The 14,592-nt window shown below is 73.0% G+C and carries 6 protein-coding genes and 1 pseudogene; 5 read left to right on the top strand and 2 right to left on the bottom strand.

Annotated elements, in window-relative coordinates; translation table 11 throughout:
• Positions 1–31 precede the first annotated feature (31 nt).
• A complete protein-coding gene (locus ABFJ78_RS31915; RefSeq protein WP_436390305.1) occupies positions 32–715 on the bottom strand; it encodes a PIG-L deacetylase family protein in 684 nt (227 codons plus the stop codon).
• A gap of 311 nt (positions 716–1,026) precedes the next feature.
• Here ABFJ78_RS31915 and ABFJ78_RS31910 point away from each other — a divergent pair.
• Positions 1,027–9,483: pseudogene (locus ABFJ78_RS31910) on the top strand (SDR family NAD(P)-dependent oxidoreductase); the annotation flags it as partial.
• A gap of 237 nt (positions 9,484–9,720) precedes the next feature.
• Here ABFJ78_RS31910 and ABFJ78_RS31905 read toward each other — a convergent pair.
• On the bottom strand, positions 9,721–10,461 hold the full coding sequence (locus ABFJ78_RS31905; protein WP_436390303.1) for a TetR/AcrR family transcriptional regulator: 741 nt from the start codon (positions 10,459–10,461) through the stop codon (positions 9,721–9,723).
• A gap of 70 nt (positions 10,462–10,531) precedes the next feature.
• Here ABFJ78_RS31905 and ABFJ78_RS31900 point away from each other — a divergent pair, with 70 nt between their 5' ends.
• The 4 genes from ABFJ78_RS31900 to ABFJ78_RS31885 all read left to right on the top strand — a co-directional run bounded on the left by ABFJ78_RS31900 (position 10,532) and on the right by ABFJ78_RS31885 (position 14,591).
• Positions 10,532–10,939: a hypothetical protein gene (locus tag ABFJ78_RS31900; protein ID WP_436390302.1), complete on the top strand. Its 408-nt coding sequence runs from the start codon at positions 10,532–10,534 to the stop codon at positions 10,937–10,939.
• 99 nt (positions 10,940–11,038) lie between these two features.
• Positions 11,039–11,272: a hypothetical protein gene (locus ABFJ78_RS31895; RefSeq protein WP_436390300.1), complete on the top strand. Its 234-nt coding sequence runs from the start codon at positions 11,039–11,041 to the stop codon at positions 11,270–11,272.
• A 14-nt stretch (positions 11,273–11,286) separates the two neighbouring features.
• The gene (locus ABFJ78_RS31890; protein WP_436390299.1) at positions 11,287–12,045 is read left to right on the top strand and encodes an ABC transporter ATP-binding protein; all 759 of its coding nucleotides are present in this window, start codon (positions 11,287–11,289) and stop codon (positions 12,043–12,045) included.
• Positions 12,042–14,591 carry an ABC transporter permease gene (locus tag ABFJ78_RS31885; RefSeq protein WP_436390297.1) on the top strand — a complete coding sequence of 850 codons (2,550 nt, stop codon included), beginning with the start codon at positions 12,042–12,044 and terminating at the stop codon, positions 14,589–14,591. The genes ABFJ78_RS31890 and ABFJ78_RS31885 overlap by 4 nt, the downstream gene beginning before the upstream one ends.
• Position 14,592 lies beyond the last annotated feature (1 nt).

The raw sequence follows: 14,592 nt of genomic DNA, 5'->3' as shown, positions 1-14,592 counted from the left end.
CCGTCTCTTGCACGGTGGAATGGGACGAAGGTCAGTGCACGACCCGGACGATTTCGAAGGCTTCGGCGAGGCCGGTGGAGATCTGCGAACCGCGGTACTCGGCCAGTGCGCGGACGCCCCGCTCGCTGCGGGGGTGCGGCCACGGCTCGAGTTCCTTGCCGTACGCGCGCAGGGCTTCGATCTTGCGGTCGACGTGCGAGTCCTCGAGGCGTTGCCAGCAGTTGGGGCGGAAGGTGACCGGCAGCCCGGACGCCTCGCCGACGTCGGTGGCGGACCGGATCTCGAAGGTCCGCACCTCCTGCACGCTGCCCTTGCCCGGCCGGCCCGCCACCCGGGCGGCCCGGCTGACCAGCGCGTGGTCGGTGCTCAGGTCGCACATGCTGGTGGTGAGGATCGTGTCGGGCTCGAAGTCGCGGACCTCGTTCTCCACCATCCGGTTGAGCTCGAGGTGGCTGACGGTGTCGAGGCGGTTGTCCCCGAACTCGTGGATGCGCACGCGTTCGATGCCGAGCGTCTTGGCGGCCAGCTCGATCGCGGCGGTGCGGTTGACGACCCCGGCGCCGTTCGGCGACCGCGAGCCGTCGTCGTTGGTCAGGATGCAGAGCGAGACCGACACGCCTTCGTCGGCGAGCCGGGCGATGGTGCCGCCCGCGCCGAGCGTCTCGTCGTCGCCGTGCGCTCCCACGACCAGCAGTTTGCGAATTTTCCTGTGCATACCGGATCCCCAGTCTTGGTGCTGAATGGAAGTGCCGTCGCACGGCAACACGAGCGGAAATGTCTCCCGGAAATCTGACATCCGCGTGGCACGACCGACAACCCCTAAAGACCGTCTAAAGCGGACCTTGGCGGGGTGGCCCGCGGCCGCGGCGGACGGTTCCGCTCCCGTGCTTAGGGGCGCGGTTTCCGCCGCAACCGGGGCCGTTAGGGGTGGGTGCGGCCGCCGCGCGCTCGTATCGTCGGTCGCATTGCTGTGGGGGTGCGCGATCCCCCTTTCCAGCGCAGGCGACGTGGAAGGAAAGAGGACTCGTGGGCAACTCCGAAGACAAGCTGGTCGGTGCGCTCCGTGCCTCCCTCAAGGAGAGCGAACGGCTGCGCGAGAAGAACCGGCGGCTGACCGAAGCCGCGCGGGAACCGATCGCGATCATCGGCATGGCGTGCCGGTTCCCCGGCGGCGCCACCACCCCGGAACAGTTCTGGCGCATCCTCGACGAAGGCGTCGACGCGATCGGCGAGTTCCCCGCCAACCGCGGCTGGGACCTCGAACGCCTCTACGACCCCGCCGGCGAGCGCCCCGGTTCGAGCTACGTGCGCGAAGGCGGTTTCCTGCACGACGCACTGGACTTCGACGCCGACCTCTTCGGCATCAGCCCGCGCGAGGCCCTGCTCATGGACCCGCAGCAACGGCTCCTGCTGGAAACCTCCTGGGAGGCCTTCGAACGCGCGGGCATCGCGCCGCACTCGGTGAAGGGCAGCCCCACCGGCGTCTTCGCCGGCACGATGTACCACAACTACCAGGGCAGCTACGGCTCCTCCGGCGTCATCTCCGGCAGGCTCGCCTACACCTTCGGCCTGGAAGGCCCCGCCGTCACCATCGACACGGCGTGCTCGTCGTCGCTGGTCGCGCTGCACATGGCCGTGCAGGCCCTGCGCTCCGGCGAGTGCTCACTCGCGCTGGCGGGCGGTGTCTCGGTGATGTCGACGCCGCGCACCTTCGTCGAGTTCAGCCTCGACGGCACGCTCGCCCGCAGCGCCCGCTGCCGCGCCTTCGCCGACTCCGCCGACGGCACCGGCTGGTCCGAGGGCTGCGGGATGCTGCTGGTGGAAAAGCTTTCCGACGCCCGCCGCAACGGCCACCCCGTGCTCGCGATCGTCCGCGGCACCGCGATCAACCAGGACGGCGCGTCCAACGGCATGACCGCGCCCAACGGTCCGGCCCAGCAGCGCGTGATCCGCCAGGCGCTCGCCAACGCCCGCGTCACCCCCGACGAGGTCGACGTCGTCGAGGCGCACGGAACCGCGACGAAGCTCGGCGACCCGATCGAGGCCGGCGCACTGCTGGCGACCTACGGCCAGGGCCGGCCCGAGAACTCCCCGCTGTGGCTGGGATCCGTCAAGTCGAACGTCGGCCACACGCAGGCCGCGTCCGGTGTCGCCGGCGTGCTGAAGATCGTCCTGTCCCTGAACAACGGTGTGCTGCCGCAGACACTGCACGTCGACCAGCCGACCCGGCAGGTCGACTGGAGCGCCGGCCAGGTCGAGCTGCTCACCGAGCGCCGGTCGTGGGAGCGCAACGGCCACCCGCGCCGCGGCGCCGTTTCGTGCTTCGGCCTGAGCGGCACCAACGCGCACGTCATCATCGAGGAAGCCCCGGACCCGGAAGATGCCGAGGAGACCCCGCGCGACACCGCCACGATCCCGTTCGTCCTTTCCGGACGGACGCCGCAGGCGCTGCGGGCGCAGGCCGCGCGGCTCGCCGGGCACCTCGCCGACACGCAGGCGGAGCCGCTCGACGTCGCCCGCACGCTGGCCGCCGGGCGCACGCACCTCGACCACCGCGCCGCCGTCGTCGGCCGCGACCGCGAGGAGCTGCTGGCCGCGCTGCGCGGGTTCGCCGACGGCGAGCCGGGCGCGCTGACCGGCGTCGCCCGGGGTGAGACGAGCGCCGGATTCCTGTTCTCCGGCCAGGGTTCCCAGCGGCCCGGCATGGGCCGCGAGCTGGCCGCCGCGTACCCGCGGTTCGCCGAGGCGTACGCCGAAGCCTGCGCCGAGCTGGACCAGCACCTCGACCGCCCGATCCGCGAAGTGATCGACACCGACGCCGACGCCCTGGCGCAGACCGGAAACACCCAGGCCGCGCTGTTCGCCTTCGAGGTCGCGCTGTTCCGGCTCGTCGAGTCGTGGGGCCTGGTCCCGGACGCCGTGTGCGGCCACTCCATCGGCGAACTCGCGGCCGCGCACTGCGCCGGTGTGCTGTCCCTCGCCGACACGGCCAAGCTCGTCGCCGCCCGCGGGCGGCTGATGCAGGCCCTGCCCGGCGGTGGGGCGATGGTCGCCGTCGAAGGGACGCCCGACGAGGTCGCCGCCCACGATCCACAAGGGACGGTCGACGTCGCCGCCGTCAACGGCCCGCGCTCGGTCGTCCTGTCCGGCGACGAGGCCGCCGTCATCGCGATCGGCGACAAGTTCGTCGAAGCCGGCCGGCGGACGACGCGGCTGAAGGTCTCGCACGCGTTCCACTCGCGCCTGATGGAGCCGATGCTCGCCGAGTTCCGCGCCGTCGCGAAGACGCTCACCTACACGCAGCCCGAACTGACCGTCGTCTCCAGCGTCACCGGCGCGGAGGTCTCGGCCGAGCTGACCGACCCCGAGTACTGGGTGCGCAACGTCCGGCAGCCGGTCCGGTTCGCCGACGCGGTGCGCGCGCTGGCCGCCGAGGGCGTCAACCGGTTCTTCGAGCTGGGCCCGGACGCGCCGCTGACCGCGGTCGTCCCGCAGTCCACCCCGGACACCGCCGTCGCCGTCGCGGCCCAGCGCCGGGACGTCCCCGAGGACGTCGCGCTCGCCACCGCGCTGGCCGGCCTGCACGTCCGCGGCGTCGTGCCGGACTGGTCCGCGCACTTCGCCGCCCGCGGCGCGACCCGCGCGGACCTGCCGACCTACGCCTTCCAGCACCAGCGCTACTGGCTGGAGGTGTCGTCCGACTCCGGCGACCTCTCCTCGCTCGGCCTCGACCCCGTCGACCACCCCCTGCTCGGCGCGGCCACGCTGCTGGCCGACGCCGACGGCGTGGTGCTGTCCGGCCGGATCTCCGCGGCCACCCACCCGTGGCTCGACGACCACGTCGTCGGGGGCGCGATCCTGTTGCCCGGTACGGCGTTCGTCGAGCTGGCCGTCCGCGCGGGCGACGAGGCCGGCTGCGGCCGCGTCCGCGACCTGACCCTGCACGCCCCGCTGGTGCTGCCCGCGAAGGGCGCCGCGCGGATCCAGGTGCGGATCGGCACGCCCGCCGCCGACGGGTCCCGCAAGATCAGTGTCCATTCGCGACCGGACGACCTCGCCGCGACCGGCGGCTGGGCCCGGCACGCCGACGGCACCCTGGAACCCGCCACGGCCGGAGCGACGTTCGACCTGAGCGCGTGGCCGCCGGCCGGCGCCGAGGTCGTCGACATCGAGGGCATGTACGAGCTGCTGGCCGAAGCCGGTATGGAGTACGGCCCGGTCTTCCAGGGCCTGCGCGCGGCCTGGCGGCTCGGCGACGACGTCTTCGCCGAAGTCGCCCTGCCCGAGCAGGAGCGCCTCGGCGCCGAAGCGTTCGGCCTGCACCCGGCGGTCTTCGACGCGACGCTGCACGCCATCGGCCTCAGCGGCGCGGCGGGGGAGGGCACCACGCTGCCCTATTCCTGGTCCGACGTCGAACTGCTGGCCGCGGGCGCGTCTTCGCTGCGGGTGCAGGTCCACCCGACCGGGGACCAGACGGTCGAGCTGCGGCTGGCCGACTCGGCGGGCGCCCCGGTCGCCCGGGTCGGCGCGCTGGGCCTGCGCCGGATCAGCGAGGAGCAGCTGGCCGCGGCCCGCGCGGTGCCGGCGAGCACCGACTCCCTGTACCGGATCGACTGGGCCCCGGCGACGCTTCCCGGAAGCACCGAGGACGTCGCGGTGTACGAGGTCGCCCCGGGGACCACGGCGGCCGCGGCGAAGAAGGCCGTCCACAGTGCACTGTCCGAGCTCAAGGACCGCTTGGCCGGGCCGGATCGGCTGGTCGTGGTGACCCACGGCGACCTGGCCGGCGCCGCCGTCGCCGGGCTCGTCCGCTCGGCACAGGTCGAGAACCCGGGCCGGATCGTGCTCGTCGAAGGCACCGCGACGCCGGAGCAGCTGGCCGCGATCGCCACCGCCGACGAGACGTCGGTCCGCGTCGTGGACGGCGAAGTGACCGTGCCGCGGCTCGCCCGTGCGACGCCCGAAGCCGGCGAAGCCCCCGAGTGGGGCACGGTGCTCATCTCGGGCGGCACCGGCGCGCTGGGCAAGGTAGTCGCGAAGCACCTCGTGCGGCAGCACGGTGTCAAGGACCTCGTGCTCGTCAGCCGCCGCGGCCCGGACGCCGAGGGTGCGGCCGAACTGGTCGCCGAGCTGGCGGAGCTGGGCGCGTCGGCGACCGTCGTGGCCGCCGACCTCGCGAACCGCGCCAAGGCCCGTGCCCTGCTGAAGAAGCACCCGATCACCTCGGTCGTCCACGCGGCCGGCGTGCTCGACGACGGCGTCCTCGCTTCGATGACGCCGGAGCGCATCGACGGCGTCTTCGACCCGAAGGCCCTGGCCGCCTGGCACCTGCACGAGCTGGCCGGCGACCTGACCGCGTTCGTCACGTTCTCCTCGGCCGCCGGCGTGCTCGGCGCGCCCGGCCAGGCGAACTACGCCGCCGCCAACGCCTTCCTGGACGCGCTCGCCGCGGTGCGCCGCGCCGAGGGCAAGCCGGCGCACTCGCTGGCGTGGGGCATGTGGGAGTCGGCGGCCGGCATGGCCGGCGAAACGAACGGCAAGCGCGGCCTCGGCGCCTTCGGCGTCGACGAGGGCCTGGCGCTGTTCGACGCCGCGGTCGGGGCGGCGGGCGACCTGTACGTCCCGATCAAGCTCGACCTGCCCGCGTGGCGCGACGCCGGCGGCGTCCCCGACCTGCTGCGCGGGCTCGTCCCGGCGGCGCGGCGGACGGTGTCCGACCGCGAGGCGGGCGCGGATTCGCTGCTGGGCAAGCTGATCCGGCTGCCCGCGGACAAGCGCCTCGATCACCTGCGCGACCTGGTGGTCAAGCACGCGGCCGCGGTGCTCGGCCACGGCTCGGCCGACCTGGTCGACGCCGACCGCGCGTTCAAGGACCTCGGGTTCGACTCGCTGACCGCGGTCGAACTGCGCAACGCGCTCAACGAGGCCACCGGCCTCAGCCTGACCGCGACGCTCGTCTTCGACCACCCGACCGCGGGCGAGCTCGCCGCCCACCTGCACGAGTCGCTGCTGGGCGACCTCGCCGACGCGGGGGAGCCCGAGGAGGTCGTGACCGCTGCCGGGGCCGACGAGCCGATCGCGATCGTCGGCATGGCCTGCCGGTTCCCCGGCGGCGCCGACAGCCCCGACGCGCTGTGGCAGCTGGTCGCCGCGGGCGGCGACGGCATCACCGCCTTCCCCGAAGACCGCGCGTGGGACATGGAGCACTGGTTGCCCCAGGTCGCGCCGGACGGCGGCACCCCACAGGGCGGGTTCGTCCACGACGCCACCGACTTCGACGCCGCGTTCTTCGGCATCAGCCCCAACGAGGCCGTGATGATGGACCCGCAGCAGCGGATGCTGCTCGAGTCCTCCTGGGTCGCGCTGGAGAACGCCGGCGTGGACCCCTTGTCGCTCAAGGGCAGCACCACCGGCGTCTTCGTCGGCGTCATGCAGTCCGACTACGACCCGGGTGACGCGCTGGCCCACGGCGGCGGGCTCTACCGGGGCTCGGGCGCGCTGAGCAGCGTGGTCTCCGGTCGTGTCGCCTACGCGTTCGGCCTCGAAGGCCCGGCCGTGTCGGTCGACACCGCGTGCTCGTCCTCGCTGGTCGCGCTGCACCAGGCCACACAGGCGCTGCGGGGCGGGGACTGCTCACTGGCGCTGGTCGCCGGCGTGTCCGCGCTGGTCTCGCCGGCGCCGTTCGCGCAGTTCGTGGACGGCGCGGTGGCCCGCGACGGCCGCTGCAAGCCCTACTCCGCCGCGGCCGACGGTTTCGGCTGGGGCGAAGGCGTCGGCGTCCTGGTGGTGGAGCGGCTGTCCGACGCGCGCCGCCACGGCCACGACGTCCTCGCCGTCGTCAAGTCCAGCGCTGTCAACGCCGACGGCGCGTCCAACGGCCTCACCGCGCCGAGCGGCTCGGCCCAGGAACGGCTGATCCGCCGGGCACTGGCCACCGCCGGGCTCGAACCGTCCGAAGTGGACGCCGTCGAAGGGCACGGCGCCAGCACGCCGCTGGGCGACCGGATCGAGACCGGCGCGCTGCTGGCCACCTACGGCAAGAACCGCGCGGGCGAGCCGCTGTGGCTGGGTTCGGTGAAGTCCAACATCGGCCACACGCAGGCCGCGGCGGGCGTCGCCGGCGTGATCAAGATGGTGCAGGCGATGCGGCACGGCCTGCTGCCCGCCACGCTGCACGCTGCGGAGCCGACGGCCGACGTCGACTGGTCCGCCGGGACCGTCCGGCTGCTCGACGAGGCCCGGCCGTGGCCCGAGGCCTCGCGGCCGCGTCGCGCGGCGGTGTCGGCGTTCGGGTACAGCGGGACCAACGCGCACGTGATCCTCGAGCAGGCTCCGGCCGTCGAGACCGTCGCGAGCGAACCGGTCGCGGACACCGGTGGCGTGCTGCCGCCGCTGGTCCTTTCGGCCCGGACGCCCGCGGCGCTGCCGGACCAGGCGCGGGCACTGCTCGCGCAGCTGGATTCGTCGTCGAACTTGCTGGATGTCGCTTACTCGCTGGCTCAGCGGCGGCCGCTGTTCTCCCACCGCGCCGCGGTCGTCGGCGCCGACCTCGACGAGATCCGCGGTGCACTGTCCACATTGGACGTCACGGGCCGGGCGCGTCCCGGTGGCACGACGGCCTTCCTGCTCCCCGGCGACGGGGTAGCAGGGGTTGCTGAACTTCACGCTGCCTTCCCCGTGTTCGCCCGGGAATTCGACCGGGTGGCGAGCGGTTTCGACACCTATCTCGGGCGCTCACTGCGCGAGGTGGTGTTCGCTTCCGCGGGAACGGCGGCCTCGCAGCTGTTCGAGCGGACCGAGTTCGCGCAGGCTGCGGCGTTCACCTTCGGCGTCGCGCTGGCCCGTCTCTTCGAAAGCTGGGGCCAGCGGCCCGACCTGCTGGCCGGCGTCGGCGCCGGCGAAATCGCCGCCGCGCACCTGGCCGGCGTGCTGTCCCTGGCGGACGCCGTCAAGCTCGTCGCCAACCGAGGACAGCTGATGGCCGAGGGACCCCTGGAAGACGACCTGCTCGAAGAGCTGGCGGAGATCGCGGGGGAGCTGACCTACGACGAACCGCGCGTTCCGCTGGCGTCCGCCGTCGACTTCCGCGACCCGGAGCACTGGGCGCGGGCCGCGGCGGTCCCGGAGTTCGAGGCGACGCACACCCTGGACCTGGGTGGGCTCCCGACGGTGCGCTCGGTGCTGCAGGCCGCCGGCCGGCTGCATGTGACGGGCGCCGGGCTCGACGTGACGCGGATGTTCGCCGGACGCGCCGCGAAGACGGTGCCGCTGCCGGACTACGCGTTCCACCGCGACCGTTACTGGCCGGCCGTCGACATGGAGGCGCGCCACGCGATCGGGGAGCACGAGCTGCCCGCGCCGCGCACCGAGGCCCCCGTCTCTTTCGAACGGACCGAAGAGGGCGTGCAGCGGTTCGTCCTGGCCGAAGCGGCCGGGCTGCTGGGGTACGCCGGCGCGGACGCGATCGACCCGGACGCGCACTTCCTGGAGTTCGGCTTCGACTCGCTGACGGCGTTGAAGCTGCGGAACCGGATCGCGGAGACGACCGGGGTCACCCTGGCGGGGTCGGCGGTGTTCGACCTCGGGACTCCGGCGGCGCTGGCCGCGCACCTGCTGGAGCTGTTGAGCAACGCACCGGCCGTTTCCGGTGGAGACCCGGTGAAGGAGCTGTTCGTCGAGGCGGTCCGCGGCGGCCAGGTCGAAAACGGCATCGCGCTGCTGGGTGCCGCGGCGAATCTGCGGCCGAAGTTCACCGGCGTCGCCGGGCTCGGCTCGGTGCCCCGGCCGATTTCGCTCGCCGATGGGCCGGACGGCCCGCGGTTGCTGGCCGTCCCGTCGCCGGCGGCGCTGGGCGGGGAGTACCAGTACGCGAAGCTCGCGGCCCGGTTCCGCGGCCGGCGCGGGGTGTCCGCGCTGCCGACGCCCGGGTTCCGCACGGGCGAGCCGGTGCCGGCCGACGTCGACGCGCTGCTGGAGGTCCTGGAGGAGAGCGCCCGGCTCGGGGCGGCCGACCAGCCGTTCGCGCTGCTGGGGTACTCGTCCGGCGGGGTGCTGGCGTACGCGCTGGCGGCGCGGCTGGAGAAGGCCGGTTTCGCCCCGGCGGCAGTGGTCCTGCTCGACAGCTACGAGATGGACGCCGGCGGCGAGTCCACGGCGGACACGGTGGCGGACATGGCGTCGGGCATGATCGAGCGCGAGGAGCAGTTCGGCCCGTTCGACCGCGACAAGCTCACGGCGATGGCCCACTACCTGGGGCTGCTGGAGTCGGCGGTGCTCGGTGAGGTGGCGGCCCCGACGGTGCTGGTCCGCCCGGAAAACCGCTTCGCGGCTCTTGGTGCGGCGCCGTCCGACGATTCGTGGCGCTCGACGTGGAGTCGCGCGGACGCGAAGGTGACGGTGCCGGGCGACCACTTCAGCCTGGTGGACACGGATGCCGAGACAACGGCCGAGGCGGTCGACACCTGGCTGGCCACCCTCGCCTGACCCCGTCGTGAGTGTTCAGGGCAGTTCTGACTGCCCTGAACACTCACGGCCGGCGGCAGACAGACCAGGGCGGCGCCTCCTCCCTCCCCCTCGGGGGCGCCGTCCATCCTCCCTTGCGGGGGCCGCCCTTCTCGCGCCGCGGGATAGGCGGGCGGCCCGGCGAAACGACGTGAATGACTCATTCATGTCGCCTGGCGACATGAATGAGTCATTCACGTCACTTCAAGCCGCGACCGCTCAAGCGCGGGAGGCGCTCAACAGCCCGGCGATCCCGTCGAGCACCCGCTCCAACCCGAACCCCACCGCACCCACCCCCGGGTACTCGCCCCGAGCAGCAAGCGCGGCCAAGTACGGATAACCGCCCTCCACAAGCAACGGCCGCAAAAACGCGCGTACATCCGAAACCCGCGCCGTCGAGTCCGCCGAGTCGGGATCAGCACGCGCCCGCAACCGATCAGCCGTGGCACGAGCGAAGTCACCCACCAGCAACGCACACCCGAGAGCGTCCACATCGGACAACCCGGCCTCGGCCAAGACGGCCAGCAGCTGCTCGACCCACCGCAGCCGATGCGGCGTCACCGCACTACCCCGCGACGGCAGGTCCAACAACCACGGCCGGCCCCGATAACGCTCCAGCGCCGCGTGGACCCACTCCCGTGCCGCACCGCGCCAGTCCGCGTCAGGCGACAACGGCGGCGGTGGCCCGAACCCCGCGTCCCCCAGCAGCACCAGCAGCTCGTCCTTCGACCCGACGTACCGGTACAGGGCGTTGGTGGTCAGCCCGACCGAAGCGGCGATGTTGGGCAGCGACGCCGCCGTCAGCCCGTCGGCGTCGGCGAGCTCGACGGCGGCCGCGACGATCCGGTCCAGGCTGTGCGACGGCTTGGGGCCACGGCGGGGCCGCGGCGCGGCACCCCACGCCGGGGCCAGCCCGGGCGGCAGGTCCGGACGGTCGTCCGGCTCGGGTTGGATCACCATCTATCGCTCCGCGGTCCGTATCAGTAAACTGTGCAAGTCTTACACTAATCGGAGCTGGGGGCGAGTGCTTGTGAGCGAGAGCAGCCGGTTCGGGCTGGGCCGGGTCACCGAGCTGGACCGGAAGCTGGCGGCCACCGAGATCGAACACGGCCGGGCCACCGGCGCCTACGACGGCGGGGAGGCCGCCCGGCGGCTCGCCCGCGTCCGGCTGGCCACCACCCAGGCCGCGCTGCGGGCCGCGGTCGCGGGCGCGTCCGGCTCGGCCGCGCCGGCCGCCCTCGACGCCGCACCCCGGATCGCGGGCGCGCTGTGGGCGTTCGTCAGCCTCGCCAACTTCGTCGTCTGGCTGCTCATCGGGCTGATCGGCGGCCAGTGGGACCCCTTGTGGCTGGTCTGGGTGGTGCTCGGCGGCGGCGTCCTGGCCGTCGGCGTGTGGGGGATCCGGGACTGGGACCGCCGCATGCGCGTCGCCCCCTAACCGGGGCCCGGCTTCCCCGTTCGGCGGTACTGCGCTAAACTGTGTAAGCCTTACACGATTAATCCGACCGTGCGGCCGGACGTCGACAGGGGGAGATGGATGCCCGAGAGCACAGAAGGAACCCGGTTCAGCGGCGGTCTCGCCCGCCGCGTCGTCACGGTCGTGTGGGCGGTCGTCGGCGGCATCCAGTTCGTGATCTGGCTGCTCATGAGCCTGATCAGCATGTCGTTCAAGGCGCCGTTCTGGCTGTGGACGATCGTCGGCGGCGGGATCGTCCTGGCCGCGTGGTGGTACCTCGACCCGGCGCGCCGCGCCCGGGAAGGATCGGAGTGAACGACGTGCCCACGATGACTTCCGTCGAGTCGCCGGTCCAGCTGGACGCGGTGCACAAGACCTACGGTTCCGGCGAAAGCGCGGTCGAAGCGCTGGCCGGGGTCACCGTCAGCTTCCCGGCCGGCACCTTCACCGCGGTGATGGGCCCGTCGGGGTCCGGCAAGAGCACGCTGCTGCACTGCGCGGCGGGCCTCGACAAGCCGAGCTCCGGCCGCGTGACGCTCGTCGGCACCGACCTCAAGGGCAAGAGCGAGACGAAGCTGACCGAGCTGCGCCGTCAGCACGTCGCGTTCATCTTCCAGTCCTTCAACCTGATGCCGGCGCTGAACGTCGAGCAGAACGTCACCCTGCCGACGCTGCTGGCCGGCCGCGAGCCGGACCGGAAGCGGGTCGACGAGGTGATCGCGCGCGTCGGGCTGACCCAGCGCGTCAAGCACCGCCCGGGCGAGCTGTCCGGCGGCCAGCAGCAGCGCGTCGCGATCGCCCGAGCGCTCGCCGGCCGGCCCTCGGTGGTCTTCGCCGACGAGCCGACCGGCGCGCTCGACACGAACACCGCGCTCGAGGTGCTGAACCTGATGCGCGAGCTGGTCAGCGCGGGCCAGACCATCGTGATGGTCACCCACGACCCGGTCGCCGCGTCCTTCGCGGACAACGTGCTCTTCCTCGTCGACGGCCAGATCGTCACGCAGATGGCGACGCCCAGCGTCGAGGCCGTCGCGTCGACCCTGGCCCAGCTGGGCGCCCGGGCCAAGCAGGCAAAGGGGCAGCGGTGAGTTCGCGGCGGGTGGTGCTCAACCTGGCGCTGGCGAGCCTGCGCTACCGCGCGGCCGCGTCCCTGGCGTCCTTCGTCGCGATCCTGATCGGCTGCGGCCTGCTCATCGCGTGCGCCGGGCTGTTCGAGACGGCGATCGTGCTGCAGGCGCAGCCGCAGCGGCTCGCCGCGACGCCGGTCGTGGTCGGCGGTTCGTCGGCGTTCAAGCTGCCGGACGAAGAGTCCGAGACCGTCCCGTACGCCGAGCGCGCCGGGCTCGCCGCGGACCAGCTCGTCAAGATCGGTGCGGTGCAAGGGGTCCAGCGCGTCGTCCCGGACGTCTCGTTCCCGGCGGTGCTGCTGAAGGACGGCGCGCCCGAGGGCACGTCCGTCCTTTCCGGACACGGCTGGGACTCGGCGTCGCTCGGCGGGTACGTCCTGCGCGACGGCACCCAGCCGCAGGCGCCGGGCCAGGTCGTCGTCGACTCGGCCACCGCGGAAGCGGCCGGGCTGAAGGCGGGCTCGCCCGTCGACCTCGCGATCGACGGCCGGAAGCTGACCTTCACCGTCTCTGGTGTCGCGGAACCGGGCCAGACCGTCAAGGCGCCGGCGTACTTCTTCTCCGCTCCGGACGCGCAGCAGTTTTCGCCGCACCAGGGCCGCGCCGACCTGGCCGGGGTGTTCCCGGCCGAGGGCGTGGACGCGGGCGAGCTCGCGGCGCGCGTCGCGGAGCAGGTGCCCGGCGTCAGCGTGCTGACCGGGGACGACCGCGGTTCGGCGGAGTTCCTCGGCGTCGACGGCAGCCGGCTCCCGCTCATCCTGCTGGCCGCGGTGTTCGGCGGCATGGTGCTGGTGGTCATGGCGCTGGTCGTCTCCGCGACGATCAGCCTCACCGTGCGCCAGCGCCAGCAGGAGCTCGCGCTGCTGCGGGCCACCGGGGCGACGCCGAAGCAGGTGCACCGGATGGTGGTCGCCGAGACCATGGCCGTCGGCGCGGTCGCCGCGCTGTGCGGCGTGGTCGCGGGCAGCCTGCTCGGCAACCGGATCTTCGACACCAGCATGTCGATCGGCATCGTGCCCGACGAGCTGGTGTTCCGGCAGGACATCATCGCGTTCGGCGCGGGGGTCGTCGCCACGCTCGTGATCGTCTACGCCGCCGCGTGGTTCGCCGCGCTGGCCGCGTCGCGGGCCCGGCCGATCCAGGCGCTGGCCGAGGCGTCGATCCCGAACGCCAAGGTGAACCCGTTGCGGCGCATGGGAGCCGTGGTCTTCGGGGTCGCGACGGTGCTGCTCGCCGGCACCACGCTGTTCATGCCGGCCGACACCGCCAGCGCGATCGGCGGCCCGGCGGTGCTGACCGGCGCCATCGCGGTTGCCTTGCTGGGCCCGGAGATCATGGCGTACGTGGCGGACCGCTTCGGCCCGTTCGTCCGGCGGATCGCGGGCCGGGACGCCACGCTCGCGGTGATCAACTCGCGGGCGCGGGCGGTGGCCTTCGCCGCGGTGCTCACGCCGATCACGCTGGCCACGGCCGTCGCGCTCGGCAACGTGTACTCGGAGACGACGGCGCAGAAGGCGCAGATCGCCGCCTACGCCGACCAGCTGAAGGCCGACGCCGTGGTCAGCACCTCGTCCGGCGGGATCGCGCCGGAAGCGCTCGCGCAGATCCGGAGCACGCCGGGCGTCGCGACCGCGTCGCCGCTGGTGACGAGCGCCGGCTGGATCGAGCAGCCCTACGACGGCAACGGCAGCGACCCGCTGCGCCTGCTCGGCGTCTCCGCCGAGGACCAGGGCGGCACGGTGCTCGCCACCGAAGTCACGCAGGGGTCCCTGAAGGACCTCAGGGGTGACTCCGTCGCGCTGCCGGAGGCCGTCGCGGACGACCTCGAGCTCAAGATCGGCGACAAGATCACCATGCGGCTCGGCGACGGGGCGCAGGCGCAGGTCACGGTCGTCGCGCTGCTCGACAGCCCGTCGAGTTACGCGAGCATGGTCCTGCCGGTGGATCTCCTCGCCGCGCACACGACGAGCGGCATGGCTTCGCAGGTGCTCGTGAAGGCGGCCGACGGCAGCGACGTGGTGTCGGGGTTGACCGACCGGCTGAAGGACTGGCCGGGCATCGCGGTCGGCGGCGACGACGCGCTGCTGGAGAGCTTCCAGGCCGGCGCGGACGTCGAGGCGATGATCAACTACCTGCTGGCGGTGCTGGCGATCGCGTATGCGGCGATCGCGGCGGTGAACACCCTTGCCGTGGCCGTTTTGGCCCGGCGCCGGGAGTTCGGCGCGCAGCGGCTCGCGGGCGCGGACCGCGGGCAGGTCCGCCGGATGCTGTTCATCGAGGGCGGCATCGTGGCCGTGGCGGGTCTGGTGCTCGGCATCGCCATCTCGTTGTTCACGGTGCTGCCGATGGCGATCAGCACGGGCCAGATCATCCCGTCGGGGCCGATCTGGGTGTTCCTCGCCGTGGTGCTCGCGGTGTTCCTGATCATTTGGCCGGTGACGTCGCTGTCCGCGCGGCTGGCGATGCGCAAGAGCCCGATCGAAGCGGTGACCTTACCGGGGCAGTGAA

It is taken from the genome of Amycolatopsis sp. MEPSY49 (assembly GCF_051337345.1).
Classification (GTDB): Bacteria; Actinomycetota; Actinomycetes; order Mycobacteriales; family Pseudonocardiaceae; genus Amycolatopsis.
The sequence above is the reverse complement of the archived record's forward strand: the minus strand, read 5'-3'. Positions and strand labels throughout refer to the sequence as shown.

Coding starts and splice junctions, on each gene's coding strand:
- ABFJ78_RS31890 (WP_436390299.1), top strand. CDS start 11,287: ATGACTTCCGTCGAGTCGCCGGTCCAGCTGGACGCGGTGCACAAGACC.
- ABFJ78_RS31905 (WP_436390303.1), bottom strand. CDS start 10,461: ATGGTGATCCAACCCGAGCCGGACGACCGTCCGGACCTGCCGCCCGGG.
- ABFJ78_RS31895 (WP_436390300.1), top strand. CDS start 11,039: ATGCCCGAGAGCACAGAAGGAACCCGGTTCAGCGGCGGTCTCGCCCGC.
- ABFJ78_RS31915 (WP_436390305.1), bottom strand. CDS start 715: ATGCACAGGAAAATTCGCAAACTGCTGGTCGTGGGAGCGCACGGCGAC.